The organism is Actinokineospora sp. NBRC 105648 (assembly GCF_030269645.1).
Lineage (GTDB): Bacteria > Actinomycetota > Actinomycetes > Mycobacteriales > Pseudonocardiaceae > Actinokineospora.
The window spans coordinates 1-26703 of sequence record NZ_BSTR01000046.1 but is presented as its reverse complement, the minus strand read 5'-3'; the positions used below and the strand labels follow the sequence as shown (position 1 = coordinate 26703).

The 26703-nt window shown below is 71.2% G+C and carries 24 protein-coding genes; 6 read left to right on the top strand and 18 right to left on the bottom strand.

Annotated elements, in window-relative coordinates:
* Nucleotides 1-65: 65 nt before the first annotated feature.
* Entirely contained in the window at nucleotides 66-2258 is a 2193-nt protein-coding gene (locus QSK30_RS29210) for a S8 family serine peptidase (RefSeq protein ID WP_285507719.1), read from the bottom strand.
* Nucleotides 2259-2523: 265 nt separating this feature from the next.
* Here QSK30_RS29210 and QSK30_RS29205 point away from each other — a divergent pair, with 265 nt between their 5' ends.
* Complete coding sequence (locus QSK30_RS29205; RefSeq protein WP_285507717.1) at nucleotides 2524-3096, top strand: DUF3558 domain-containing protein; 573 nt, start codon at nucleotides 2524-2526, stop codon at nucleotides 3094-3096.
* Nucleotides 3097-3130: 34 nt separating this feature from the next.
* Here the strand turns inward: QSK30_RS29205 and QSK30_RS29200 are convergent, their stop codons facing one another.
* Nucleotides 3131-4030: an NAD-dependent protein deacetylase gene (locus QSK30_RS29200; RefSeq protein WP_285507715.1), complete on the bottom strand. Its 900-nt coding sequence runs from the start codon at nucleotides 4028-4030 to the stop codon at nucleotides 3131-3133.
* A 79-nt stretch (nucleotides 4031-4109) separates the two neighbouring features.
* On the opposite strand from QSK30_RS29200, the gene QSK30_RS29195 reads away from it, so the two are divergent.
* On the top strand, nucleotides 4110-5012 hold the full coding sequence (locus QSK30_RS29195; protein WP_285507713.1) for an NAD(P)/FAD-dependent oxidoreductase: 903 nt from the start codon (nucleotides 4110-4112) through the stop codon (nucleotides 5010-5012).
* A gap of 375 nt (nucleotides 5013-5387) precedes the next feature.
* On the opposite strand, the gene QSK30_RS29190 is transcribed toward QSK30_RS29195, so the two are convergent.
* Complete coding sequence (locus QSK30_RS29190; protein ID WP_285507711.1) at nucleotides 5388-6584, bottom strand: cytochrome P450 family protein; 1197 nt, start codon at nucleotides 6582-6584, stop codon at nucleotides 5388-5390.
* Between the two features lie 588 nt (nucleotides 6585-7172).
* Between QSK30_RS29190 and QSK30_RS29185 the strand changes: the two genes are divergently transcribed.
* Nucleotides 7173-7712, top strand: coding sequence for a homocysteine S-methyltransferase family protein (locus tag QSK30_RS29185; protein ID WP_285507709.1), 540 nt, complete (start codon nucleotides 7173-7175; stop codon nucleotides 7710-7712).
* On the opposite strand, the gene QSK30_RS29180 is transcribed toward QSK30_RS29185, so the two are convergent.
* The 7 genes from QSK30_RS29180 to QSK30_RS29150 form a co-directional block, all read right to left on the bottom strand.
* Nucleotides 7678-9333, bottom strand: coding sequence for an ABC transporter substrate-binding protein (locus QSK30_RS29180; RefSeq protein WP_285507706.1), 1656 nt, complete (start codon nucleotides 9331-9333; stop codon nucleotides 7678-7680). The genes QSK30_RS29185 and QSK30_RS29180 overlap by 35 nt on opposite strands.
* An 11-nt stretch (nucleotides 9334-9344) precedes the next feature.
* Nucleotides 9345-10631 (bottom strand): ABC1 kinase family protein, encoded by a 1287-nt coding sequence (locus QSK30_RS29175; RefSeq protein ID WP_285507760.1) that lies wholly within the window; start codon nucleotides 10629-10631, stop codon nucleotides 9345-9347.
* Nucleotides 10632-10657: 26 nt separating this feature from the next.
* On the bottom strand, nucleotides 10658-11296 hold the full coding sequence (locus QSK30_RS29170; protein WP_285507704.1) for an NHL repeat-containing protein: 639 nt from the start codon (nucleotides 11294-11296) through the stop codon (nucleotides 10658-10660).
* Nucleotides 11293-12183, bottom strand: a complete 891-nt coding sequence (locus QSK30_RS29165; RefSeq protein ID WP_285507703.1) for a class I SAM-dependent methyltransferase — start codon at nucleotides 12181-12183, stop codon at nucleotides 11293-11295. Before QSK30_RS29165 ends, QSK30_RS29170 begins: the two co-directional genes overlap by 4 nt.
* Nucleotides 12184-12265: 82 nt before the next feature.
* Nucleotides 12266-13462, bottom strand: coding sequence for a DUF6004 family protein (locus QSK30_RS29160; protein WP_285507701.1), 1197 nt, complete (start codon nucleotides 13460-13462; stop codon nucleotides 12266-12268).
* 135 nt (nucleotides 13463-13597) lie between these two features.
* Entirely contained in the window at nucleotides 13598-14815 is a 1218-nt protein-coding gene (locus QSK30_RS29155; protein ID WP_285507699.1) for an ATP-grasp domain-containing protein, read from the bottom strand.
* Between the two features lie 123 nt (nucleotides 14816-14938).
* Nucleotides 14939-15592, bottom strand: a complete 654-nt coding sequence (locus tag QSK30_RS29150) for a winged helix-turn-helix transcriptional regulator (protein ID WP_285507696.1) — start codon at nucleotides 15590-15592, stop codon at nucleotides 14939-14941.
* 139 nt (nucleotides 15593-15731) lie between these two features.
* Between QSK30_RS29150 and QSK30_RS29145 the strand changes: the two genes are divergently transcribed.
* Entirely contained in the window at nucleotides 15732-16598 is an 867-nt protein-coding gene (locus QSK30_RS29145) for a class I SAM-dependent methyltransferase (RefSeq protein ID WP_285507694.1), read from the top strand.
* Between the two features lie 62 nt (nucleotides 16599-16660).
* Here the strand turns inward: QSK30_RS29145 and QSK30_RS29140 are convergent, their stop codons facing one another.
* The 8 genes from QSK30_RS29140 to QSK30_RS29105 all read right to left on the bottom strand — a co-directional run bounded on the left by QSK30_RS29140 (nucleotide 16661) and on the right by QSK30_RS29105 (nucleotide 25225).
* Nucleotides 16661-17197, bottom strand: a complete 537-nt coding sequence (locus tag QSK30_RS29140) for an EF-hand domain-containing protein (RefSeq protein WP_285507692.1) — start codon at nucleotides 17195-17197, stop codon at nucleotides 16661-16663.
* Between the two features lie 39 nt (nucleotides 17198-17236).
* The gene (locus tag QSK30_RS29135) at nucleotides 17237-17782 is read right to left on the bottom strand and encodes an EF-hand domain-containing protein (RefSeq protein WP_285507691.1); all 546 of its coding nucleotides are present in this window, start codon (nucleotides 17780-17782) and stop codon (nucleotides 17237-17239) included.
* On the bottom strand, nucleotides 17779-18708 hold the full coding sequence (locus QSK30_RS29130) for a homocysteine S-methyltransferase family protein (protein ID WP_285507689.1): 930 nt from the start codon (nucleotides 18706-18708) through the stop codon (nucleotides 17779-17781). The genes QSK30_RS29135 and QSK30_RS29130 overlap by 4 nt, the downstream gene beginning before the upstream one ends.
* 2 nt (nucleotides 18709-18710) lie before the next feature.
* A complete protein-coding gene (locus QSK30_RS29125) occupies nucleotides 18711-19580 on the bottom strand; it encodes a class I SAM-dependent methyltransferase (protein ID WP_285507687.1) in 870 nt (289 codons plus the stop codon).
* A gap of 280 nt (nucleotides 19581-19860) precedes the next feature.
* Nucleotides 19861-21564, bottom strand: coding sequence for an ABC transporter substrate-binding protein (locus QSK30_RS29120; RefSeq protein ID WP_285507685.1), 1704 nt, complete (start codon nucleotides 21562-21564; stop codon nucleotides 19861-19863).
* Nucleotides 21561-23156 (bottom strand): ABC transporter substrate-binding protein, encoded by a 1596-nt coding sequence (locus QSK30_RS29115; RefSeq protein WP_285507684.1) that lies wholly within the window; start codon nucleotides 23154-23156, stop codon nucleotides 21561-21563. The genes QSK30_RS29120 and QSK30_RS29115 overlap by 4 nt, the downstream gene beginning before the upstream one ends.
* A 64-nt stretch (nucleotides 23157-23220) precedes the next feature.
* Entirely contained in the window at nucleotides 23221-24516 is a 1296-nt protein-coding gene (locus QSK30_RS29110; protein WP_285507682.1) for an aminotransferase class V-fold PLP-dependent enzyme, read from the bottom strand.
* A gap of 55 nt (nucleotides 24517-24571) precedes the next feature.
* The gene (locus QSK30_RS29105) at nucleotides 24572-25225 is read right to left on the bottom strand and encodes an NHL repeat-containing protein (RefSeq protein WP_285507680.1); all 654 of its coding nucleotides are present in this window, start codon (nucleotides 25223-25225) and stop codon (nucleotides 24572-24574) included.
* Between the two features lie 169 nt (nucleotides 25226-25394).
* Here QSK30_RS29105 and QSK30_RS29100 point away from each other — a divergent pair, with 169 nt between their 5' ends.
* Both QSK30_RS29100 and QSK30_RS37010 read left to right on the top strand, forming a co-directional pair.
* The gene (locus QSK30_RS29100; protein WP_285507678.1) at nucleotides 25395-26213 is read left to right on the top strand and encodes an SAM-dependent methyltransferase; all 819 of its coding nucleotides are present in this window, start codon (nucleotides 25395-25397) and stop codon (nucleotides 26211-26213) included.
* A gap of 388 nt (nucleotides 26214-26601) precedes the next feature.
* Nucleotides 26602-26703, top strand: a 102-nt coding sequence (locus tag QSK30_RS37010) for a helix-turn-helix domain-containing protein (RefSeq protein ID WP_352231640.1), incomplete at its 3' end; no start/stop codon positions are given.

The window sequence follows — 26703 nt, the reverse complement described above, 5'->3', positions numbered from 1 at the left end:
CATGTTACGGGCTACGGCCGTGGGTGGCGGGGATCCGCCGCCCACGGCCGCACCGGGAGGACCGGTCACCCCACGGTGAGCGTGACGTCGTCGAGGGCGAACGACGTCTGCAGGGCGCTGTCCTCCAGCCCGGTGAACCGCACCGCCACCGACTGGCCCGCGAACTCGGCCAGGTCGTAGGTGAGCTGTCGGTACCCGCTCGCGGCGTCGAGGTTGGAGAAGGTCGCCAGCGTCTTGGCGCCCGCACTGACCGTGAGCCGGTCGTACGCCTTCGCCTCGCGCTCGGCGGTGTCCACGCGCAGCCAGATCGAGAGCTGGTAACGGGAACAGCCCGCCGGAATCGCCACCGTCTGGCTCAGCGTGCTGGTGTGCGCCCGACCCCAACCGCCCAGCCACGCGCGCCACGTCCCGGTGTGCGCGGGCTTGCCGTTGGCCGTCTGGCCGATCACCGACGGCGAGGACGCCCACCCGGTGGTCCCGGACTCGAACCCCGGGTTGACCACCTTCTGCGCGGGCGGGCAGGTGCCCCCATCGGTGATCACCCAGCGGAAGGTGGTCGACGCGCTCGCCCCGGCGCTGTCCCGCACGGTGACCACCACGGTCGAGGTGCCCGCCGCCGTGGGGACACCGGACAGGACGACCACGCCGTTGTCGTCCGGCCCGGTGGTGATGCCCGCGGGCAGTCCCGTCGCGGACCAGGTGTGCGGCCGGGTGCCGCCGCCCGCGACGAGCTTGACGCCGCTCTCGACGCCGACCTCGCCCGCCTGGTCGCCGGGGTTGGCCAGGGTGAGCCCGCCCGCCTCGGCGATCGTCCAGGTGAAGCTCGCCTGGGCGGTCGCACCCTTGGCGTCGGTGACGGTGACCGCCACGTTGTTGGGTCCTGCCGTCGTGGGTGTGCCCGTGGCGGTGATCGTGTCGGTCGTGCTCGGCGCGAGTTCGACGCCTGCGGGCAGGCCGGTCGCGGACCAGCTGAACGGGCCGGTGCCGCCGACGGCGGTCAGCCTCGCCGATGCCGGTCGGCCGACGGTGCCGGTCTGGTCGCCGGGACTGGGCAAGGTCAACTGCTGCGGCCGCGTGCTGGGATCGACGTAGAGCAGCCGGTTCGGCGATCCCGTCCCCGGGTTGGTCACCTTGTCCGGGGTGGCCGCGGCCAGGATGCCCGCGCCGACCTGAGCGGGCGTGTCGGCCGGGTGCGTACCCAGCCACAGCGCCGCCGCACCCGCCACGTGCGGGGCGGCCATCGACGTGCCGCTTGCCGAGAAGACCGCGTTGTCGTTGTCCTTCCACGACGACACGATCCCGACGCCGGGCGCGAAGATGTCCGTGCAGGGGCCGAAGTTGGAGAACGAGGCCCGCGCGTCGTTCTTGTCCACCGCGTTGGCGGTGATGCCCTCGGCCACGCGCGCGGGGGAGCTGTTGCACGCGTCCTTGTTGTCGTTGGCCGAGGCGAGCGCGTAGGTCACCCCGGAGGCGATGGAGTTGCGCACCGCGGTGTCCATCGCCGGGTCGGCACTGCTCGTCAGGCTCATGTTCGCCACCGCGGGCTTGACCGCGTTCCTGGTGACCCAGTCGATGCCGCTGATCACGCTGCTGTTGGACCCGGAACCCGAGCACCCCAACACCTTCACCGCGACGACCTTGACCCCCTTGGCCAGCCCGGAGTCCTTGCCACCGATGATCCCGCCGACGTGCGTGCCGTGGCCGTGGCAGTCGGTGTTGTTGGTGTCGAGGGTGTTCGTCCCCCAGACCGCCCGCCCCTCGAACGTGCTGTGCGTGACCCGCACCCCGGTGTCGATCACGTAGGCGGTGACGTTCGACGCCGTGGTGCCGTAGCCGTACTTGGCGTCCAACGGGAGCGCCCGCTGGTCGACCCGGTCCAGCCCCCAGTTCGGCGGGTTCGGCTGCTCCCCGGCGATCCTGGCCACCGCGTCCTGCTCGACCGACGCCACCGCGGGGTCGGCGGCGAGCCTGCGGGCCTGGGTGGCGGTCATCCTCGCGGCGAACCCGTGCACGGCGTGCCGCCAGGCCACCGTCACCGTCCCGCCGTAGGTGCCGGTCAGCCGGTCGGCGGTGGCGGCGACAGCGGACCGAGCGGCCACCTCGTCGCGCACCAGCACGATGTAGCTGCCCGCGATGGCGTCCACCCGATCGGCACCGAACACGGCGCCCTCAGCCGCGTCGGCGGGCACAGCGACACCCACCGCCAGCGCGGCGGCGATCAGGACCGGCAACAGTCCCCTCGCGCGATCTCGTCTCATCAACGGTCTCCTCGATGCAGGTGCTCCCCGGCCGTGGTATTCCGACGACCGGGAGAGGCAGGGACCGAGACCGTCGCGCGACCACGCGGGAAATACCAGCGGTGACCGGCGAGGAACAACCATTCAGCACAATGCGATGGCCTGGGAGAGCCACGAAGGACAACCGGGACCGCGCGGCGGAAGGCGCATAGGGGCTCGCTATCATCATTTCACGCTATTGCCGGGAAAGCGATGGCCAGACCGGCGGGAATTCGATGGGGGAGTCATGCGCGTCCTACTGGCGGCAGTGCTGTTCACGGCGCTCGCGGCCTGTTCCACCCCGGCGCCGCCGCCGGTCACCACACCGCCGGACACCAGCGCGCCGCCGACCAGCCGAACCCCGCCCCCGGTGACCCGACCGGTCAGCCTGCAGGCGTACCTGGCCAACCCGTGCTCACTCGTACAGGACGCCGACCTGCAGGTTCTCGGGTTCCCCGCCGACAGCGGCAGCGCTGTCAGCACGAGGAAGTCGTGCCACTGGCAGTCGTCCGACCCCGACCTCGGCATCGTCCGCATCAGCCTCGACATCGACCGGTCACCGCTCGTCGCCTTCTACGCAGACGACTCCGAGAGCCACGAGGTGCACGAGGAGTACTACCTGCAGGGCGTGCCGGCCGTCACCGTGGCCGAGCACGCCGACGGTCGCTCGGGGTGCTCGATCCTGCTCGCCACCAGCGATGGCGCGGGCGTCACCTTGACCAAGTACCCGGACAAGGCGGCCACCCCCGTCCCGGCGGCCACGTTGTGCGACCAGCTCAAGACCGTGGCCGGCAGTGTCCTGACTCGACTGTCCACATAGGACATCCAATCGCCCGGTCCGGCCGCGGCCCGCGCTAGTCCTGGTGCGTGGTCCGGTCGGGCAGTGCGAGCCGGGTCGCCAGGTCGCCGAGTGCGCGGCCGAGGGGCAGGTCGACCCGGACGGTCGCGCACGCGTCGCCGCGGGTCTGGCCGTGGGTGATGATCAGGACTGGCTTGCCCGCGGCGGCCGCGCGGCGGACGAAGCGCAGGCCGGACATCACGGTCAGGGACGAACCGAGGACCAGCAGGCTCTCGGCCTCGTCGACCAGCCGGTTGCACTGCTCCACCCGGGCGCGTGGCACGTTCTCGCCGAAGAACACCACGTCCGGCTTGAGTACGCCGCCGCAGTGCGCGCAGTCGACCAGGTGGAAACCGAGTACGGCTTCGGCGGGTAGGTCGACGTCACCGTCGGGATTGATGGGTGCGGGCGCGGCGGTGAACTCGGGGTTGGCGGCGCGCAACCTGCGGTCGAGTTCCTCGCGCGGGCCGGTCGACCCGCAGTCGAGGCAGATGACGCGGTCCAGGCTGCCGTGCAGCTCGACCACCCCCGGAGTCCCGGCCGCGCCGTGCAGCCCGTCCACGTTCTGGGTGATCACGGCGTCGACGTAGCCCGCCGCGTGCAGGGCGGTCACGGTGCGGTGGCCGTCGTTCGGGCTGGCGCGGGCGATGGTGCGCCACCCGATGTGGCTGCGCGCCCAGTACCGCCGCCGGGCGTCGACGGCGCCGACGAACTCGTCGTAGGTCATCGGGGTGTGCCTGCGCAGGCTGCCCGCCGCGCCCCGGTAGTCCGGGATGCCGGACTCAGTGGACAACCCCGCGCCGCTGAGCACCACGACCCCGCCGCGGGTGACGGCCTCGACCACCTCGTCCAGGCTGGTCGTCCGGGGCAGCGGTGCCCCGGACGCCGTCCAGCTGAGCGTCGGCCGGGTGCGCATGCGCCCGAGTGTACGGCCAGCCGGGGACCGCGACCGGACTCCAGAACAGCCCCACGGGCGCGGGTGGCAGGCTGCCCCCATGACGGTGATCGTGGTTGGCGCGGGCATCAGCGGAATAGCCTGCGCGCGAGTCCTGGCCGAGGCGGGCGTGGCGGTCCGCGTGCTCGAACGCGGCCACGTGGTCGGCGGCCGGATGGCGACCAAGCGCTACGCGGGCAGGCGGGCCGACATCGGGGCGGGCTACTTCACCGCGAGCGACCCGGCCTTCACCGCGCTGGTCGACACCTGGACCGGCGCGGGCCTGGCCCGCCCCTGGACCGACACGATGCGGGTGTTCGGCCCCGACGGCGAGTCCTCGACGACCGGACCCATGCGCTACGCCGCGCCCGCAGGCCTGCGCTCGCTGGTCGAACACCTGGCCGAGGGCTTGGACGTGGTCACCGGACACACGGTCGAACGCGTGGGCCCGGGGCCGACCGTCGACGGCGAACAGGTGGACGCGGTGGTGCTGGCCATGCCCGACCCCCAGGCCCAACGGCTCCTCGCCACCGATGACCGAGTGCGTCCCTGGTCGCCCGCACTGGTGGCCACGATCGCTTACCCAGACCGGTCCTGGGCGGATTTTCACGGTGCTTTCGTGAACGACCACCCGGTTCTGACCACGGTGTTCGATGACGGCTCTCGTCGGGGGGATGGTGCTCCGGTGCTGGTCGCCCACACGACCGCCGAGTTCGCTCGACGGCACTTGGCTGATCCTGGAGCTGCTGGGGTTGAGATCGCCTCGGCGGTTTCTGCGCTGTTCGATCTGGCTGACGCGGTTTCGGTGGATGTGCATCGGTGGACTTATGCCAGTCCGTTGCAGCCGTATGACCGGGCTTTCGCGTTGGATGACGGTATTGGGCTGGTCGGTGATGCTTGGGGATCGCCTCGGGTGGAGACCGCTTGGTTGTCTGGGACTGCTTTGGGGCGCGCTTTGGTGTGATTCCCTGTGTTGTTCCCTTGGGTTCCTGCTTCCCCTACACCAATTGTGACTACGGGCTCATCGTGCTTGTCAAGGCGGGAAGATGCCTTGACAAGCACGATGAGCCCGTGTTCTGGGATGCAGGGGCGGGAATGGTTGCCGGGGGGCGTGGTGGCTGCCGGAGCCTGTTGGTGGGGTGGGGGCTGCGTGCAGGGTGGGTGTCAGGCCGGGGGAGGGACAAGAAGAGGGCTGGTGGGGTGCTGGGTGGCGGGGGGTGGGAGCTGAGAGCCCGGTGGCGGGAGTCGGGGGTGGGAGCTGAGCGGGTGGGGGAGCTGGGTGCCAGGTGCGGGAGGAGGAGGGCTGGCGGGGCCGGGGTGCCAGTGGTGCGGGAGGGGGCTAGAGCAGTACGGGAAGTGAGTTCAGTCCACGGAGGATGGCGCCTTCGCGCCAGGTGAGGGTTGATCGGTCGGTGGCCAGGCGGAGGTGGGGGAGGCGTTGTGTCAGTGCTGTCAGGGCCACCTGTCCCTCCAACCGGGCCAGGGGTGCGCCTACGCAGTGGTGGATCCCGTGTCCGAACGCCAGGTGTGGTGATGCCCGTCGGATGTCGAACTGGTCCGGGTCGGGGAACCGGTTGTCGTCCCGGTTGGCCGAGGCCACCGACACCAGCACGAACTCGCCTGCCGGGATCTCGACACCGGAGAGCGTGACGGGTTCGATCGTGTGCCGGATGCTGGCCAGGGTCACCGGACTGTCATGTCTCAGTGCCTCTTCCACCGCGCCCGCCACCAGCGTCGGGTCAGCACACAGCGCGTCCCACTGCGGGCGGTCGGACAGTAGCGCCAGCACCGCGTTGCCGAGGAGGTTGACCGTGGTCTCGAAGCCGGCGATCAGCAGCAGGAAGATCATGGACAGCAGTTCGGTGTCGTCGAGCTCGTCCCCGGTCCCGGTGTTCACCAGCCCACTGACCAGATCGTCCCCCGGCTCGGCTCGCTTGCGCGCCACCAGCTTGGTGAAGTACTCGATCAGGTGCACCGTGGCCACCCGCGCGTCCTCCGGATCGGTCGCGGTCACCACCGTGTCGTTCCAGGCGCCGAACTGCTGCCGGTCCTCGGTCGGCACACCGAGCAACTCGCAGATTACCGTGATAGGTAACGGAAACGCGTACTCCGTGAGCAGGTCCACCTCGCCGTGCTCGGGTAAGGCGTCCAGCAGTTCATCCGCGATCGCCACCACCCGCTCCCGCAACCGCTCCACCCGACGGGCCGTGAAGGTCCGGTTGATCAGGTTCCGCAGCCGCGTGTGGTCAGGCGGGTCGGAGTTGAGCATGTGGTAGGCCAACTCAGCGGTGATCTCCGGCGACGGACTGTCCGTACTACCCTGCTCGGCCAACAACTCCCGAGTACGCGCGATATCCTTGCCCAGCAACGGATTCACCAGCGCGGCCCGCACATCATCGTGCCGGGTCACCAACCACACCTCGGTCCCGCGCGGCAACCGGACCCGGCGAACCGGCCCAGTGGCCCGGAACTCGGCTAAGTACGGGTAGGGATCCTGGGCGAACTCCCGCCCAAGCTCCACGACGGCATCGGACACAGTGGCTCCCTCCGGGGCAGAAACCAACGGCCACAAAGACTTTCACACACCCTCGCAGCATTCGGGTGACTGTCTCAATTCCGCGACCGTCCACCCGACATCCACCCATTTGCCCACCCACCCACCCACCCACCCATCCATCCATCCATCCATCCACCCCCACCCCCGTCCTCGCTGGTACCGCAGCAGAGAAGCCACCCATCAGACCGCAGCGGAGCAGCCGACCACGCTGGTACCGCAGCCGAAGGCCGACCCCGCTGGTACCGCCGGCCCCGCTACGGATGCTCGATCTAGTGGACTCGCTTCGTGTGGGGGGAGAGCACCGCTAAACTTGACCGGTGGTGGGGAATGCCCTTCACCCGCCCTTTTTTCACCACCGCGGTGCTCTAAGGGCCCCACACGAAGCGAGTTCACTAGATCGAGCCCCGCATGTAACCCGGGCAGCGAAAAGCAGCAAAACCCACCAGACCGAACCCGCCCTCGCGACCCGGGCAACGAAGACGGCAACCCAGGGGCGGCAAACCCACCAGACCGAACCGAGGGCGACCGCGTGCCCCACAACCACCTAACTATAGCTATCCTAAGCGAATGCACCTGGACGCCGACCTAGCGACAGCACTCCAAGCGCAAGGCCACCACCTGGACCCGCCCTGGCACGTGAACCGCCTCCTCATGACCGGCGCGGGCCGGGCCGCCATCCGCCAGGCCCACGAGTCCAGCATCCGCGCGGGCGCCACCGTCATCCGCACCGCCACCACCCACTGCGCCCACCGGCACCTGCTCTCCCTCGGCCTCGCCCCCGGCTCCGGCACAGCCTGGATGGTCCACGCCGCGGCGGGAATCGCACAGGCCGCCGCCCACCCGGACACGCGGGTGGCCGGCCTCGTCACCCCCGGTGACCCAGAGGACCACGAATGGCTGGTCACCGAGCTCTGCCGCACCGGCGTCGACCTCATCCTCGCCCAGGACATGCCGAGCACCGACGAGGCGCTCACCATCGTCAAGGCCACAAAGGACAGACCGGTCTGGGTCAGCCTGCGTCACGGATCCGACGAGGAAGCCGAGCGGACGATCCGCGCGCACGGCGCGCACGTCATCCCAGCCACAGGTTCGCCAGATCCCCGTTGAGCACCGGGTACGGCTCCCACCCCAGCACCCGGGGCGAGTGGAACCAGTACTGGTGCGCGAACAGCACCGGCACCACCGCCATGTCCCGCAAGACCTCCGCCTCAACGCCCCGGTAGGCCGCGTTGGCCGCCTCCCGGGACGTCGCCGCGCGCCCGGCCGCCAGCAGTCGGTCGACCTCCGCGCTCCGGTAGAACCCGAGGTTCCAACTGCCCGCGCTCTCGAACAGCGGCTGCAGGTACGTCCGCGCGTTGTCGCCGTGCCAGTCCGGTTCCCAGCCGGTGAACGCCAGGTCCCACTCACCGCGCGCGGCGGTCGCGGTCGAGCCGAAGTACCGGGTGAACAGCTCGGTGATCGACACCGGCACCGGCACCAACCGGATCCCCGCGCGCGCCAGCGCCACCCCCATCTCGTGCACCGACTCGGGGTGGATGTCGCGGTCGCGGTGCACCATCCGCAAGGTCACCCCATTGGGGTATCCCGCCTCCGCCAGCAACTCCCGGGCCAGCACCGGATCCCCACCCGGCGGCCCGTCTGGGACCGGCGAGTCGGGCGTGTACGCCGAGCACAGCGGCGGCAAGATCCGCCAGGTCAGGTCGTTCAGCCGGGGTCCGCCCCACACCCGCGACACCGCCGACCGGTCCAGCGCCACCGACACCGCCCGGCGCACGCCCAGCCTGCTCGTCGCCCCGCCCTCGTTGGGGCTGCGCAGGTTCACCACCAGGTACGGGCTGAACAGCCCGGCCGGGTGGATCTCCAGCCTGGGGTCGGCCGCGGCGAGCAGCCGGGGCAGTTCGGCGGTCATCGGCTGGATGTCCCACAGCATGTCCACCTCGCCGCTGTCCACCAGCCGGAAGGCGTCCGCCTCGGACACCCCCATCCGGACGGCCACACCGTCGATGTGCGCGGCCCGGACGTCGTCGGTCGCCGGGTCCCAGGCCGGGTTGCGCCCCAGCAGGATCTCCTTGCCCGGCAGGTAGTTCTCCACCCGGTACGGTCCGTTCGACCGCGGCCCCCGGGTGATCTCCGGGCTCCCCGGCGCGTACCCGGCGTACTCCACGGGCGCGGGGGTCGCGCTGGGCAGCGCCAGGATGTTGAGGAAGTCGACCGCGGGCCCGATCGTCAGCAGCGCCACCGTGCGCTCGTCGAGCACCCGGATGCCCTCGACCTCGGCCGCCTCGAGGAATCCCAGCACGTCCTCGGCCTCGGTCAGCTCCGCGCACAGCCGGTCCAGACCCCGGATGGTGCGGGTGAAGTAGGTCAGCGCGGGCCCGGGCGCCGCCGGGTGCGCCAGCCGCTTGAGCCCGCGCGCCAGGTCGGCGGCGGTGACTTGGCGGAACCCGTCCGGGGTGTCCCAGCGGACGCCGAGCCGGATGGTGAACACGTACTCCTGCCCGGTCGCGTCGAGCCGCCCGTTGGCCCGGGTGGGCACCTCGGTCGCCATGTCGGCGACCACCTCACCCGCCCGGCGCGGGTCGCGCCCGGCCCGGTAGGTGACCAGCTGCCGGGTGCAGGCCCGCAGGATCCCCCGGGTGACCGTGTGCACCGCCAGCGCGGGGTCGAGGTTGTCGGCGTCGCCCGCGCCGACCACGGTGAGCGTGCCTCCGCGCCGTGCGGCGGTCATCTGGTCCCCTCTCAGCCGGACTGGCGGGTGCCGAACAGGCCCTTGTTCAGCACCGGTTTCGCGGTCTCCTGGAAGTCGACGCCGGGGTCGAGGTCGCGGATCGTCCCTTCGATGACCAGCAGCGACAGCAGCGGGAAGATCAGTTCGGGAGCGGCGTGCACGCCGAAGCGGCGCTGCAGGTCGAACATCTCGGTGGCGAAGGAGATCAGGCTGAACTCGCGCGCGGAGAGCCCGTGGCTGCGTACCACCAGCGCCGCCATCCCGGCCAGGAACGAGTCCAGGTCCGCGTCCGGGCGCAGGCCCGCCGAACTCTGCACCACGATCTCCGCGCACCGCTGCCCCCGGCCCACGGCCATGTTCAGGAAGAACTCGGCGAACAGCACCCGCAGCCGGTCGGTGAGCTGCACGCTGAACCCGGCGTCGAGCACCACGACCTCGCCGCCGCGGGTGAAGTAGAGGTTGCCGGGGTGCAGGTCGCAGTGCACGAACCCGTTGACGAACAGCATGTGGTAGATCGCCGCCAGCCCGGACTGGGCGAACCGCCGACGCAGCGCCAACGGGCACCGCTGGGCCGTGCGCACGTCTAGGTCCGGCACGAACTCCATCGCCACGCACGAGGGCCCGCACAGCTCTGGGTACACCTGCGGCACCCACACCCGTCGCACCGCGGCCAGGTCGCGCCGCAGCCGGGTCAGGCTCGCCGCCTCGCGGGGGAAGTCGAGTTGGGCCAGCACCGCGTCGCACATCTGGCCAACCACCTCGGTCACCGGCACCCCGCGCAGCACCGGCAGCCGCGCGACCAGGCCCGCGCCCCGGCGCATGATCCGCAGGTCGGTCTCCAGCACCGGCCTGATCTCCGGCCGCAGCACCTTGAGCGCGACGACCCGCCCCTGGGCGTCCACCGCCTGGTAGACGCAGGCGACGCTGCCGCCCGCGACCGGGGTGTAGTTGATCTCGGGGAAGATCGAGTCGATCCCCGGGCCATAGATGTCGGTCAGGACCACCTGGCTGCGCACGGGGTCGAGCGGCGCCACAGAGTCCTGCAACACCTCCAGCTCGGCGCACAGCCCCGGCGGCAGGATGTCCCGGCGCGTGCCGAGCACCTGTCCCGCCTTGACGAACGCCGGACCCAGCGCCATCAGCAGCCCACCCACCCGCCGGTACAGGTGGGTCAGACCCGCCGTCCGGCCGCGCGCGAGCGCCAGCACCACGCCGAGGAGCACGGCGGGTAGCAAGAACGCCACGCTGGTGACCACGACCCGCAGGACGCGGCCGGTGTCCCGCAGGGCCTCGCGCATCGGCACCTCGCCACCTCGGGGGAGTGTCAGAACCGTTGGAAACCGGGCAGTTCCACCGCCCGCAGCTGCAAGGTGGCGTGGTCGCAGTACCAGATCAGGCTGCCGTCCCAGGTCAGCCCGGTCGGGTTGCCCCAGACCCGGACGGCGACCTGTTCGCGGCGCTTCGCCGTGTCCACGAGGGTGATCATCGCGCCCGGCCGGTCGGCGTAGACGACGTAGCCATCGGACACCGTCAGCCCCGAGGGCGCGCGGCGCACCGGGACGCAGTCCAGCAGCCGGAAGTCGTGCCGGTCGCGCAGGTCGAGCACCCGCAGGTCGGCGTAGCCGAGCCAGAGCCCGTCGCGGCAGGCCTCCAGCCCGGTGAGCTGGTGGCCGGGGCGCGGGTTCGGGTACTCGGCGAGCACCCGGCCGCTCTCCGGGTCGAGCAGCCGCAGGTCGTGCCGGTCGCCGACGACCTGCAGCAGCTGACCGTCCACAGTAGTCAGGTCCGCTCGGATGTCGGCGCAGGCCACCTCGCCGCCCAGCTCGCCGGTGACCGGGTCGATGGCGGTGATCCGCCCGCTGAACGCCTCGGAGAACCAGAGGAACTCCCCGGTCCAGGTCACCCCGCACAGGTTCAGCGCCTCCACCGGCAGATCGCGCACGATGCCCGCCAGGATGGTCACGACGCCCCCCGCCTGCTGATCCCGCACTCCAGGCGCCAGTCCGTGGCCACCCGCACGTTCTCCGGGACCAGCACCCGGGCGCGCAGCACGTCGCCTGCCTCGACGGCGGTGTGCCGCAGCGGCCAGATCCACACGCCCCAGTTGCACCCGGGGTAGGAGGGGAAGTTCGACAGGGTGACCCCGGGGGCCAGGGTCGCGGTGAACGAGCCCATGACCGCGTGCAGGGTGCCCGGCCGGGTGATCCGGAGCTTGCGCGCCGCCGCGGTGACCCCGTGCGCCGAGGCGCCCAGGTTGCTGTCGCCGATCGGCACGGGGGCGCTGAGCGCACGCGGTTCGCGTTGGAAGAAGTGCAGGTGGGCGGCCGGTTCGCTGTACTCCTGGACGGCGTCGAGCCGGTAGCCCAGCGCGTCGCCGCTCCACAGGCCCCAGCCCTCGCCGTCGAACTCGATCGCGGTGAGCGTGGTTGTCAGCCGCTGCGGCACCACGCGCCCGCCGGGGGCCAGCGACCGCCTGGCCACCGCGGCCAGGATCTCCGGCATCTCCTCCTCCGGGCCGATGTTGCCCATCAGCTCGGCGACGATCACGTCTACCCGGGTCGGCAGCTCGACGGTGCGGGCGTCGCCGTGGAGCACGGTGAGCTTGCCGCTGAGCCCGTTGTCGTCGGCGATCCGGGCCGCCACCGCCGCGGTGACCGGATCGCCCTCCACCGCGTACACGTGCGCGGCGCCGTGCCGCAGCGCCATCATGCCCAGCGCCAGCAGCCCGGCGCCGACGTCGAGCACGGTGTCGCCCGGTCGCACGGCGTGCGCCAGCGCCCGGTCGTAGGCGCGCAGCCGGACCCGGTCGGCGAGCATGGCCTGGTGCATCACCAGCGAGCGACTGTCCACAACCGACTCCCCGGGCGCTGGAAAGCCCCTTCCGGACCCCGGTGCGTGGGGTCCGGAAGAGGCGGACTCGTCTGCCGTGCGGTCAGGCGTTGACGTTGGCGTGCTGGCCGACGATGGACTCGCGCATCGCCAGCGTGAGACCGGTGATCCGGGCCCGCTGGGTGTCCGAGGTGGTCACCAGCGCGGTGCCCGGCCCGGACATGCTCAGGCCGGTGCCCTGCGGGTCGAGGTCGCGCAGGCTGCCCGAGAGGTGCACCGGGCTGGTGGCGTAGAGCACCTCGTTCGGGGTGACCAGGTCGAACTCGGCGTCGAAGTGCAGCTCGCCGGGGAACTTGACCCGGGAGAGCGAGTCCTCGGTGCCCTCGCCCAGGGTGCCGCCCGAGGGCTTGGGCCAGCTCGCCCGCAGCATCACCCGGCCGCCGAGCTCGGCGCACTCGCCGACCATGGCCACCCGGGCGATCTGGGCCAGCACCCCGGTGCCCTCGTCGTGCTTCTCCGGCCCGAACAGCAGGATCTCCATGCCCGCGGCCAGCGCGTGGCTGCCCGCCAGCTCGACCTTGACCGTGCGCCCGCCGACCTCGAGGGTCAGCGTGGCCTCGGTGGAGGTCTGGATGATCATCGACGGGTCGACCAGCATGGACATGCAGGCCGCCGGGCTGTCGGCGAAGAACACCGTGGGGGTGATCCCGATCGACCGGTTGTCCTCGGTCGAGGGGTACCAGGCCTCGGGCAGCGTGGTGCCGCGCACCACGTTGGGCGCCTGCACCAGCTCGATCGGCTGGTCGCCGCGCGGCACGCCGAGGTAGCCGCCGGTGAGCGGCTTCTTGAACGGCGGGATGGCGTCGACCACGCCGTAGATGTCGATGACGTTGCGGTGCACCAGGCGCAGCGTGCTGGTCTCCAGGATGCCGAAGCGCTGGATGTGGAACTCGGCCGGGAAGTTCTTGCCCGGCGCGATCTGGCGCACGTGGCCGGTGTTGGGCAGCAGCGGGTTCGACAGGATCTGGATCCGGTCGTTGAGCTCGTAGCTGAAGCCCTTGATGCCGACCTCGGGGGCGCTGATCAGCTCGGTGTCGAAGGTCGCCCGGCCCTTGTCGTCCACCCGGTGCTCGAAGCCGGGCATCGGCCACTTGTTCATCTGCACAAAGCCGGAGAGGTTGATCGTCTCCCGCTTGCCGTTGTAGTAGTCGTCGCCGTAGACGATCGTGGCCGCCGCCAGGATGTGCGGTCGGATCGGCTTCGGTGCGAGGTTGAGCGACTCGTAGGTTTCCCGTTCCACGGATGTCCTCCAGTGGGGAAGTGGGGAGCGGTGGTCGACCACCGGTGAGCGGACTGCGCCGGGCGAGCGTCTCGACAATGACACTATATATTTCCTAAGTAAGAGTCAATGCCCAGTCGGCGCGGACCCGCCCGCTCAGCGCGCGACCAGCGACACCGCCCCGGTCGCCGCGTCCACAGTGGCCTGGCACTCGGCCGCGGTGGCGCCGGTGGCGGCGACCATCGCGTACCGGCCCCACACGTGCCCGGCCGGCGGCGGCGCCACCTCGGTGCCCGGTTCCGCCAGCGGCGCGGCGAGCAGGATTCCCTTCGGCAGCAGGGATTCGTCGATGTGCACCGCGTCGACGGTGACCGCGGCATCCGGGTAGAGGAACCGGATGGCCGCGACGGTGGACCTGGTCGCGGTGGTGTCCGGTGTCCGACCGCAGGCCACCGCGGCGGCAACCTGACCCGGGTCGATGCCGGTGGCGGCGTGGCCGAGGAACGGGACGAGGTCGCCGCCGAGCCGGCAGTTCACCTCGATGACCGACCACCCGGTGGCGGTGTGGCGGAGCTCGATGTGGGTCATGCCGGAGTCGAAGGCGAGCGCTCGGTGCGCGGTGTCCAGCAGGGTGCGTAGGTCCGGGTCGGCCAGCAGGGGGTCGGCTCCGTCGACCGTGTGCCCGACCTCCTCGAAGTACGGGGCGAAGCCGCTTGTCTTGCGGGCCAGGAAGAGCGGGGTGACCTTGCCGTCCACCACACAGGAGTCCACGCTGAACTCCGGGCCGTCGGCGAACTCTTCCACCAGGACACCGAAGTCGTAGTGCCGTGCCTGGTCGACTTCTTGCGCGCGGGTGTGGGCGTAGGCGTCGGCGAGGTCGGTTGGGTCCTTCACGAGCGTTACGCCCATGCTTGCGCCGAGGGCGCGCGGTTTGAGGACGACGGGGTAACCGATTCGGTCGGCGGCCGCGGCGGCGGCCGCGGGGGAGTCGACGGCGATCGAGCGTGGTTGGGGGACTCCGGCGTTGTCGAGGGCGGTGCGGGTGCGGTGTTTGTCCCGACAGCGGTCGATGGTGTCCGGGGGGACGCCGGGGAGGTTGAGCTTCTCGGCGACCCGGGCGGTGTTCTCCATCTTGAGCTCGTCCCAGCACAGGATGCCGTCGACCTGGTGCCTCGCCGCGACGTCTTCCGCTGCTTTTCGGATGTTCTCGCCGTTGCGGATGTCGGTGGGGGTGCAGCCGACGATGTGGGGGGTTTCCCAGGTTGGGGGGTTGTGGTCGAGTAGCCAGACGTCGGTGGTGTGGGCTATGGAGCGGAGTAGGTAGCCGCGGTGGGGTTCGTAGCCGATGCCTACCAGGATGAGGAGTGGGCGCATCGTGGTGTCCTGTCTGCTCCTGCTTCCCCTACGCCAAGTGTGACTACGGGCTGCCGGGCGGGGGTCGGTTGCCGGGGGATGGTGTGTCGGTGTGCGGGTTGGTGGGAGTGGGGTGGGGCGGGGTCAGCTGAGGCCCAGTAGTTGTATGCACCGCTGTGCGGCGTGGGGGTCGCCGGTGATGCGGACCTGGCCGCCCACGACCGCCTCGGCTGGTGACAACAGTCTGGCGCCTACTCGGATGAAGGTGTCGGCGTCGCATTCGACCGTCATGTCCGGGGCTGTTGTTGCTGTGCCCCGGGCGAAGCGGACGTCGCCCGCGCGGATCTCGATGACGAAGGACTGCTGGTCCACGCGGAACTCGTAGGTGTCGTCCACCTCCGGTACCGCGTCCCGGGAGATCATCGACTGCACCGCCAGGAATCCCCACTCGGCGCGGGTGGTGCCTGCTCGGTCGTCGTCGCGGAGGAAGCCCAGGCCCCAGCGGGCCAGGGCGAGGAGTGGGTGGCGTAGTTGTTCGCCCAGTTCGGTGAGCTGGTAGCGGGTGGCGCGGCCGTCGCCGGGGATGGGGACGCGTTCCACGACGCCGTGGCCCGCCAGGGTTCTGAGGCGGTCGGAGAGCAGGTTCGGGCCGATACCGGGCATGTTGGCCAGCAGCGCGGTGAACCGGGCCGGGCCGATGAGCAGTTCGCGGACCACGAGCAGGGTCCAGCGTTCACCGATCACGCCGAGGCCGACCGCCAGGCCGCAGTCCCGTTCGTAGTCGCGCCTGATGGCCATCCGTCCCTCTCCGCCCGGCCGGGACAGTTCCGCCGCACGGCACAAGGGTGTAGTTTTCCGAAGTATATAAGGCATCTGCCTGGCCCGTCGACCTTCCGGGCCCCGATCCGGCGATGAAGAACCCCGATGGAGGAAGCGGATGAGCGTGGCGGCACTGCGGGCGGACAAGCGCGAGGAGTGGCAGCTCTCCGCTGTGGGCTGGGTGAAGTACCGGGCGAACTTCGCCGACGCGGCGGTCCCGAGCGCGCGGCGGATGGTGGAACTGGTCCGGCCGCGGGCGGGTGATCGGGTGGTGGACCTCGCCTGCGGCGTCGGGGTTCCGGTGGCGCAGTTGGCCGAGGCGGTGGGGCCGACCGGTTTCGTGCTGGGCCTGGACATCTCGGCGGACATGGTGGCCGGGGCACGGGCCTGGGCGGACGCGCATGGACTGACCACAGTGGACTTCCGGGAGGTGCCGAGCGAGTACGAGCTCGGGGTGCCGGCGGGCAGTTTCGACGCGGCGACCTGCCGGGCCGGGTTGCAGTACATGGTCGAGCCCGGGCGCGCGGTGGCCGCGCTGCACGAGGCGCTGCGGCCGGGTGGGCGGTTGGTGGCGATGACGGTCGGCTCACCGCAGCGGTGCACTTCGTTGCGGTTGCTGGAGGACGTGGTGGCCCGGCACATCGACATGCCCACGCTGATCCCGGATCCCGACCCGGACGTGCCGGGCACCGTCTCGCTCTCCGAGCCCGCCGAGCTGGAGGCGCTCTACACCGCCGCCGGGTTCGTCGAGGTGATGACCGAGGTGGCCGACCACCCGATCGTCGGCGCGGGCAGCGCCGAGGAGTACTGGGACGTGTGCGAGCAGGCCGCCGGGCCGTTCATCCTGCTGCTGCGCTCGATCGGCCCGGACCTGCGCGCGGCGATCCGCGCGGACGCCATCGCCGAGCTGCGGTCGGCCTTCCCGGACGGACCGGTGGTGATGACGGGCGAGACCCTGATCACCACCGGCGTCCGCGCGGGCTGACGCACCGTCGACAGTGGACTCCTGCCGTGGGTTCGGGCCACGACAGGAGTCCGGCTCCTGCTTCAGGACAGGTCGCCCACCATGAGGTTGCCGACGGCGTTCGGGTCGTCGCTGAGGTAGAACTCGCGGATCGCCGCGGCGTACTCGTCGCGGTGCACCTCGCCGTCGCTGTCGGCGTCGAGGGCGTCGAACATCCGCCGGGTCTCGTCCTCGCTGATCCCGGAGCGGCTCTGCGCGGCGATCATCTCGTTGACGCTGAGCCTGCCGCTGTTGTCGCTGTCGGCGATGTCGAACACCGCGAGCGCGAACGGCAGCGCCACCTTCTCCACGAAGTCCGGCCGCTCCATCGCCGTGGTCCACTCGTCCTTGGACACCGTGCCGCCCTGGTCGGTGTCGGTCGCGGCCAGGATGTCGTCCCACAGCTTGTCCGCCAGCCCGGTGATCCGGTTGCCCTCCTCCGACTCCGGCCGCACGTCGAAGGTCTCGCACCAGATCTTCGCCGTGGCGGTGATGTCGTTGCGCTGCAGGACCCCGTCGCGGTTCACGTCGAACCGGTCGAAGGCCTTCTCGTACTTGCGTCGCTGCAGATCAGTGGCCATCTCTACTCCATTCGTGACTTCTCCGTGCTCGGCGCGCCATCAGGACGGGCGCACGCCGAAGAACCAGGCGCCGGGGGCGTCCGGGTCGGTGGAGGTGAACGCCTCGCGCACCACCGCGACGAACTCCCCGGTGTCGATCCGGCCGTCGCCGTCGGCGTCGATCTGGGCGAAGGCGCCGAGCGCGATCTCCTCGGTGAGCCCGGAGGCGAGGTAGACCGCGGTGTACTCGGCCGCGGTGATCGACTCGTCGCCGTCGGCGTCGAGGACCTGGAAGACCGTGCGGGCGATCGGTCCCACCGTGGCGTCGAAGAACACCGGGTCGTCGACGAGTTCCTCGGCCATGATCGTCACGCAGACCGGGGTCGGGATCCGGTCGTCGTCGCCCCAGTGCGCGCGCAGGTGCTCCCACCAGGCGTCGAGCGCGGTGTGGATGGTGGTCCAGTGCGGCGACCCGTCGGCCAGCCGCAGGGCGCCGCAGGTGCTCTTGGCGTGGGCGGCGAAGTCGTCCACGGTCAGGTAGCCGTCCGCCGTGACGTCGAAGATCTCGAACATCGCCGCCAGGTTGCGGTGCTGCTGGGTCGTCACGTGCGGGCCTCCGGGGACGCGGGTTCGGTGGGGCGCAGGCGCGCCGAGGCGGCGCGCAGGTGGGCGGGGGAGGTGCCGCAGCAGCCGCCGAGGACCGCGGGCCGGAACCGGGTGTGCCAGCCCGCCAGCAGGTCCGCGAAGTCCACAGGGGACAGTGCGGGTGGCACGGGCCGATCGACGTGCGCGCCGTCGGCCAGGCCCGCGCGGTCCTCGATGTTGGGGTAGGCGCCGATCGGCCCGGCGCAGCACTCGGTGAGCTCGGCCAGGCACCGCGTGGTGTCCGCCGGCGTGCCGCAGTTGACCAGGACCGTCTCGGCGCCGTCGCGCTCCACGGCCCGCGCGGCGACCCCGAGCGGCTCGCCGGAGAGCAGCCGGGCGTCGGCGCGGCAGACGAAGGAGACCCAGGCGCGGGCGCCGACCGCGAGCGCGGCGGCCAGCGCGACCCGGGCCTCGCGCAGCGTGTTCATCGTCTCCACCAGCACCAGGTCGACCCCGGCGCGGACCAGGTCGGCGGCCAGCGTGCCGTGCTGGGTGCGCAGCTCGACCTCGGGCGGCACGAGGTCGGGCCGGTAGCAGTCGGCCACCGGCGCCAGCGAGCCCGCCACCAGCGCGGCCGCGCCGGTCTCGGTGCGGGCCTGCTGGGCGAGCCGGACCGCGGTGCCGACCAGGGCCACCCGCTCGGCGGGCCCGGCGCCCGCCCGCCGCAGGGTGGCCTCGTGGCAGCGGAAGGTGTTGGCGGTGACCACCCGGGCACCGGCGTCCAGGTGTGCGGCGTGCACGCCGCGCAGCACCCGCCGATGCGCCTCGGTGCGCAGCGCGGCGCTCGTCCACCACGGCGGGCGGACCGCGACCCCGGCGCGTTGCAGGTCGGTCGCGACGCCCCCGTCGAGCAGGACCGGTGCCGCCCGGGAGTCCGCGGTGCGCACGGCTACCTCGACGGGGTCACGGCGCGCACCAGCAGCGTGCGGCTCGGCAGCTCGATCCGGCCGTCGTCGGCGCGGTAGGGCTCCACCGAGGCGGCGATCGCGTCCCAGGTGCCCGGGTCGTCCGCGCTGCCGAACCGGTCCGCGATCATGGTGAGCAGGCCCGGCGGTGAGCAGGTGCGGTAGAACTCGACGTACTCCCGCGGGTCGGTCAGCCAGAACGGCGCGCTGAAGTCGGTGATCTCGACCTCGGAGAACCCGGCCGCGCGCAGCTCGTACTCGAGCTGGTCCGGATCGGACATGCTGTACGGGCTGGGCTCACCCGGCGGTGGGGTGGGCAGCTCCAGCCGCTCGGCGAGCACCCGGAACCCGCGCGAGACCATCGGCGCGGTCTCCGGCGGCCCCCACACCGAGGCCGCCAGCGTGCCGCCCGGCCGCAGCACCCGGGCCACCGCGCCGAACGCGGCGAGGTGGTCGACGGCGAACATCAGGCCCCAGCGGCTCAGCGCCGCGTCGAAGGAGCCCGCGGGCAGGTCGAGGGTCTCCACGTCGCCCTGGCGCACCTCGACGGTGCCCAGCCCGGCCGAGCGCCGCCGGGCGATCTCGACCATCTCCGCGGACAGGTCGACCGCCACGACCGCGCCGCGCTCGCCGACCAGCTCGGCCGCGCGCACCGCGGGCTCGCCGATCCCGGTGCCGATGTCGAGGACCCGCTGCCCGGCCCGCACGTCGGCCAGCGCCAGCAGCCGCTCGCTGACCGGGCCCGCGCCGCGCTCGAACTTCTCCTGCCAGGACAGCCAGCCGCCGCTCATCGCGTCCCAGTTGGCCCGCTGGGTGGCCTTGAACCGGGCCGGGTCGAACCGCGTGGTGCTCACGAGTGCCACCCGCTCCTGTCGTTGTTCGGGTGCTGCCGGTTTCGCGGGAATGGGACGGCGCGATGGCGCGCGGAATGGGGAATCGGATATCGGCGCCGCGCGAAGAGAAGTCCGCCCCGGATCGCGTCGTCGAATGTTCATGATGTTACCGCACCGAGAACCCTTGGCAAGTCACAAGATCAGGTCCCGAATCCACTCGAACAGCCCAGACGGACACTACTGTCGGTATGTCTCGGGAAAATGTTCGTGGTCCGATCCATGCGATTCGGTTAATCATGGCTCACTCTTCCAACCACAGGTTCGACAGATCGAACCAGCGGTCCACCGTCGGCATCGCGATCGCGTTGCGCACCCGCGCGCCGCGCAGGTGCGGGATCGTGGGCGCGTGCACCAGGACCGGCACGATCGCCGCGTCCCGCATGATCAGCAGGTCGACCTCGTGCCACGCGGCGCTCGCCGCGTCCGGGTCGCTCAGCGAGAGCGCGTGGTCGATCAGCCGGTCGACCTCCGGGTTGCTGTAGCAGCCGTAGTTGCCGGTGCCCGCGACCGCGTTCGTCTGGAACATCGGCTGCAGGAACGCGCGGCCGTTGTCGCCGAACCAGTCCGGGGTCCACGCCGCGACCGCGATGTCCCAGGTGCCCGCGCGGGCGTTCGCCGGGTCCTGCAGCCGCGGGTAGTGCTCGGCGTGGCCGAAGCCGACCAGCCGCAGGCTGATGCCGATCTTGGCCAGGTCCACCTCGAGCTGCTGGGCGACCTCGGGGTTGGCGTCCATGTCGCGGTGCACGACGGTGAGGGTGAGCCCGTCGCCGTACCCGGCCTCGACCAGCAGGGCGCGGGCCCGGTCCGGGTCGCCGCGGTCGCCGGGGGTGGGGTAGAGGTCGTAGTCGCGGTAGCCGTAGTTGCCCGGTGGGATCGCGGTGTGCGCGGGCCACATGACCGTGCCCGCGCTGAGGTTGTCGAAGATGTCGATCATGGCGGCCTTGTTCACCGCGAACGCGATCGCCTGCCGGACCTTGAGCTTGGTGACGGCGCCGTCGGCGTTCGGGCTGACCATGTTGAAGGCCAGGTACGGGTTGACCGCGTAGCCGAGGTTGTCCTCCGGGTTCGCCGGGTTGACCGCGTAGGGCTCGGTGACCGGCGAGGCCCAGGACAGGTCGGCCGCGCCGCTGCGGATCTGGTGCTCCACCTCGGCCGGGGTCGCGGTGGGCACCATCGTGACGTGCACGCCGTCGAGGTGCCCGCAGCGCACCGGGTCGGCCTCCTTGCGCCAGCTCGGGTTCGGGTCCAGGTGCAGCCGCTCGCCGTGGACGTACTCGGTGAGCCGGTACGGCCCGCACGAGCGCACGCCCCGGCGGAACTCGTCGCTGTCGGGCAGGAACGCGTCGTACTCCACCGGCGCGGGCGAGGTGAACGCGGTGGCCAGGATGTGGATGAAGTCGGTGGCCGGGCGCAGCAGGTGGAACTCGAGCGTGCGGTCGTCCGGCGCGCGCAGCCCGGCGATCTCGTGGGTGTCCTGGAACCCGGCGAGGTCGGCCGGGGACGGGTCGGCGGGGACGGCGGCGGTGTAGGCGTCGCAGAACTCGGCCATACCCACGATCGTGCTGGTGAAGTAGTGGATGGCGCCGCTGCGCAGCACCGGGTTGCACATCCGCTTGAAGCCCCGCACGAAGTCCGCCGCGGTCACCTCGCGCTCGGGGGAGGTGTCCCAGCGGACTCCTGGGCGCAGGTGGACGGTGTAGGTGAGCCGGTCGGCGCTGATCCCGCCGTTGGCCACCGTCGGGATCTCGGTGGCGACGTCGGCGACCGGGTTCAGCTCGCGCCAGTCGCGCAGGCCCTCGATCGGCGGGTAGGCGAACAGCTGCCGGGTGAACAGCCGGATGATCTGCCCGGAGAGCATGAAGAACGAGGTCGCCGGGTCGACGTGGTCCATGCTGCCGGGGCCGTAGAGGCGCAGCACGCCGCCCCGGCGCGGGTGGTCGGTCATGACCGGGCCTCCGTGCTCTCGAGTTCGGCTGGGTCGGCCGCCGCTGGTTTGGTCGTCCCGATGCTCGTGTCCGGTAGGTCGAGCCACACGCCGGCCAGGTCGAGGGCGCCGCCGAGGGCGGACAGGGTGGTGAGACCGCGCACGGCCGGGTCGCGCGGCACCTCGACCGGTGGTGGGCGGAACAGCACGGGGATGATCGCGGCGTCGGCGAGCGCGCGGCGCTCGGCTTCCCGCAGGGCCGCGGTCGACCTGGTGGGATCGTCCTGGGCGGCGAGTGCCTCGTCGATCAGCTCGTCCACGCGGGGGTCGCCGTTGCCGCCGGGGTTGGTCACGCTGCCGGAGTGGCATAGGGGCAGCAGGAACGCGCGACCGTTGGCGTGTAGCCAGTCTGCGTGCCAGGAACCTACGGCGATGTCCCATTCGCCCGCCTCGGCGTGCTCGCGCCTGGTCATCAGGACCGCGTAGGCGGGCTGGGCCAGCGGTCGCAAGTGGACCTTCGCGCCGATCTTGGCCAGGTCGAGCGCGACCTGTCTGGCCGCCGCGCCGCCGCGTCGGGTGTCCGGGTGCGCGACGGTCAGCTCGACGCCGTCCGCGCGGCCCGCGTCCGTGAAGTCCACCGGGCGATCCACTGTGGACTCCTGGTGACCGTCATGGCCTGGGGGCACGATGGTGTGCGCTGGGCGGGCCGTGCCGGACGGGCCCGAGCGGGCGACCGCCCGCGCGACCGCTCGGCGCAGCTCCCGGGAACGCAGCGGCCCCGGCCCGCGGGTGTTGAGCGCCAGGTAGGGATCCAGGCCGAGGAAAGCGGGTGGCCGGTCGGTCCCAGTGGCGTCCCGGGTGATGGTGATCGTGTCGAGGTGCCTGCCGCGCACCGGTTCTGACTCGGCGCGCCAGGCCGGGTTGTGCGCCAGAACGAGTCGACCGGCCGGGCCCGGCATGGGTCGGTACGGGCCGGTGCTGCGCAGGTTCCGGCGGACCTCGGGGCTGTCGGGCAGGTAGGCGTCGTACTCCACCGGGGCGGGGGAGACGCACGGCATCGCCAGGATGTCCACGAGATCCAGGGCGGGGTGCGACAACTCGACGACCAGCGTCTCGTCGTCGAGGGCGAACACACCGGCGATCTCGTGCGCCGCCGCGTACTCGGCCAGGTCGGCCGGTGTGCGCAGGGACTCGGGGTGCCCGTCGCGGTACTCGGCCAGGCCCCGGATCGTGCTCAGCAGGTAGGGGAGCGCGGTGGAGGTGTGGAACGGCGTGCACAGCCGCTTCAGCCCGCGGATCACATCCTGCGCGACCACCGCCCGAGGCGGCTCGGTGTCCCAGAAGACGTTGGGGCGCAACCGGATCACGTACGACGTGCCACGCGCGCCGAGCCCGGCGTTGTAGATCGACGGGATCGCCGAGGCCAGGTCCGGCACCGGCGCCACGGCCTGCCAGCTGCCCGGGGTGGCGTCGCCGCGGTAGGTGAACAGCTGCCTGCCGCACAGCCGGGCCACCGCGGTCATCGGGTGCCCGTGCGTGGCGAGCGGCTCGGGGAGCTCCGGGTCGCCGGGCAGGCGCAGGTCGCCGCCTGCGCGGGGCTGGGGGTCGGTCATCTGCTGGGTTCCTCCGCGGTGCGCTGGATCGACTGGGACGCGACCAACCGGGGACCACGGGCGGTCAGGACATGGCCGCGGCCAGCCTGCCCATGACGTCCACGGCGCGGTCGATCTCGGTGTGGTCGTTGAAGATGTGCGTGCAGATCCGCGCCGCGTAGTGCTGGTGCGGCGAGCCCGGCACGTCGAACTCGGTCCAGCGGGTCCAGATCCGGTGTTCGGACTCGAGCCGCGCGACGAACTCCGCGACCTTCTTGACGTTCCAGGCGTCGCGCGGGTCGGTGAACGGGTGGAAGGCGATGAGCGGCGAGCGCAGCCCCGGGTCACTGCCGGGGGAGTACATCGCCGCCGTGCCGAACCGCTCGGCGAGCCTGCCCCGGGCGTGCTCGGCCAACTCGAACACCCGCCGCTCGATCCGGTCGCGGCCGATCTCGTCCCACAGCTCGCACGCCCGGGCCAGCGCGGCGCCCCGGGCGATGCTGGCACTGCCCGCGCTCTGCAGGTAGTCGCCGATGTTGCAGCTCTCCACCGAGGTGGTGGTGCGCGGCGGCGGCGCGCCCTGCATCGGGTACCAGGTGGAGATGATCGGCCAGAACTCGGGCAGCGGCAACGGGTTGTGCTCGGGGTGGACCTTGTTGCGCACGTAGAGCAGGCCGGTGCCCAGCGGCCCGCACTGGAACTTCGAGCCGGAGCAGGAGATGAAGTCCGCGCCGGTCGCGCGGAAGTCGCAGTCGAGCATCCCGGCCAGCAGCGCGCCGTCGATCACGGTGGTCAGGCCGTGCCGGTGGGCGAGCTCGCACAGCGCCCGGATCGGCAGCATCATCCCGGTGAACAGGGTGATCCCGGCGAAGGCGAGCACTTTGGTGCGCGGCGTGATCGACTGCTCGAACAGCGCCACGACCTCCTCGGCGCGCACGTCGAAGCCGGTGGGCGGGGTGATGGTCCGGATGACCACACCGTGCCGGTTGCGCAGCAGGTTGAAGTTCGACAGCACCGAGTAGCACTCGTGGCTGGTGGTCAGCACCTCGTCGCCCGCGCGCAGGTCCAGGCCGTGGATCACCCTGGCCATGCCCTCGGTGGCGTTGTGGCTGATCACCAGCTCGTCCTGGTCGATGCCGTACGCCTTGGCGATCGTCGCCCGGTGCTCGGGGTAGAGGGTCGGCGGGTAGACGTCGAGCAGTCCACCGGTCCACTCCCGGGTGACCCGGTCGGCGGTGTCGAGCACCTCGCGCGGCATCGCGCCGACGGTCCCGGTGTTGAGGTGCGTGGCGTCCGGGGCCAGCGCGAACAGCTCCCGGATCCGCGCCCAGGACTGCTCCCGCAGCGGCGGTTTCCGGGTGCCGTTCGGTGGTGCGGCCACGGTGAGGTCCACAGGCTTCCCCTCGTGCGTCTGGGTGTGTCGGGCTTCGGGTTCGTCAGCTGTGGCCGAGCACGTCGTCCAGCCGCAGGGCGTGGATCCGCCTGCCGGGGAAGTCGCAGTACCAGAGGTGCTCGCCGTCCCAGGTGACCCCGGTCGGGTTCCCCGACACCGGTACCGAGCCCAGCTCGGCCCCGGTGTCCGGGTCGGTGGCCCGGAGCCTGCGGTCGACGTAGTCGCCGTGCACGACCACACCGTCGGCCCAGGTGAGACCGGACGGCTGCCCACCGGCGACCGGGTGCTCGCGCAGGATGGTCATCTCACGGGTCTCCCGCAGTTGCAGGACTGTCGGGCCGCGAAGGCACATCCACATGCCGTCGGGGCACGCCTCGACACCGGTGAGCCTGCCGCTGGCGGGTGGCACCTCCCGGCGCCCGACCCGCTCGCCGGTCTCCCGGTCGATGAGCAGCAGCCGTTTGGGGCGCATGCCGACCTGGCAGAGCCAACGACCGTCGAAGGTGAGGTCCGCCCGCACGGCCGGGCAGTCCAGCGTCCGCACCACCCGCCCGTCGCCGGGGTCGAGCGCGTACACCTTGCCGAGCAACTGGTCGGAGTGCCACAGGTGGGTCCCGTCCCAGGCGAGCCCGCACGGGTACTCCCCGGGCAGCGGGAGCGTTCGCCGAACCGCCGCCGTCGCCCGGTGCAACGTCACGTCCGACCTCCGTCACTCGGCGATTACTTCAGAAACATAACACGACCCTTCGGCGTCGAGCGATACTCCAAACGCGCTCGGATCCCAGCTCAGCCCTCGCGGCCTTGGCGGTGATCATCGGGAATGCTATACAAGTCCGTACTGGACACCGAGGAAAGCGAGGACGCCCGTGCCGGAGCGGTCAAGCCAGGTGGTCGGCCAGTACTACGACGACATCGGCGAACTGGTCGAACTGGTCGGCGGCAACCTGCACGTCGGCTACTGGGAGTCCGACACCGACCAGACCCCTTTCCTGGCGGCCATGCACCGCCTCACCACCGAGGTCGGCAACCGCCTCGACCTGAGCCGGGACCAGCACGTCCTCGACGTCGGCTGCGGAGTAGGCGAACCAGCGATCCGCTTGGCACAACGACACGGCGTCAAGGTCACCGGCATCACGGTCAGCGCGTGGCAGGTGGACGAGGCCGCCCGACGAGTCATCGCGGCAGGCCTACGCGGCCGAGTCCGAGTGGAATGGGCGGACGCGAGCGCCCAGCCCTACGACGACGCATCCTTCGACGCGGCCCTCGCCTTCGACTCACTACCCAGCGCCGAGAACAAGGCACAGTGGCTCGCGGAGATCCACCGAGTCCTCCGCCCCACAGGCCGATTCGTCTTCACCGAGTACCCAAGGCTCGGTGAGTTGACCGAACAGGAAGCGGAGATCCTCAAGGGCAACACCATCTACGACCCACCGGCGGACCTGGCCGAGGTCAGAGCACTGGCCGAGGAGACGGGGTTCGAGGTCCTCGAGGCACTCGACTGGACCACGCAGGTCAGACGGACCTATGACGAGTTCTTCGTTGCGCTGGGGGAGCAGCGAGCGGGACTGGCGGAGGTGTACGGGGAGGAACGGATCGCGATGTTCGAACAGGGCATCACCATGGTCTTCTCCCTGTGCAAGGAAAAGATCGGCTACTACCTCATCAGCTGCAGAAAACGAGACTAGTCCCTCACCACCGGCCCATCCCTCAAGCTCCCCGCCCCCACACCCCACCCCTCCACTCTCAAGCCCCAGCCCCAGCCCCAGCCCCGAAGCCGAGCCCCATTTTCTCAGTCCCTTTTCCTTTATCCCTAAATCCCTAGAAGCCGAGCCCGCTGGTACGCAACGCCCGCTACGTCAGTGCTCGATTGGGTGGACTGCCTTCGTGTGGGGGGAGAGCACCGCTAAACTTGCCGTGTGTGGGGATGCTCTTCACCCCACGCTTTTTCCCCACCGCGGTGCTCTAGGGGCCCCGCGCGAAGGCAGTCCAGCCAATCGAGCCCCGGGCAGGTTCAGACGGTCGTAGCATGTGATCTTGGTGTTCGGTGAGGAAGGATTCCCTGTCGTGCGCAGGATGTTGACGTTGGCTGATCGGGAGGAGATCTCCCGGGGCCTGGTGGAGTTGTTGGAGTTCAGGGACATCGCCGCCCGGATCGGTCGGGGTGCCTCTGTGGTG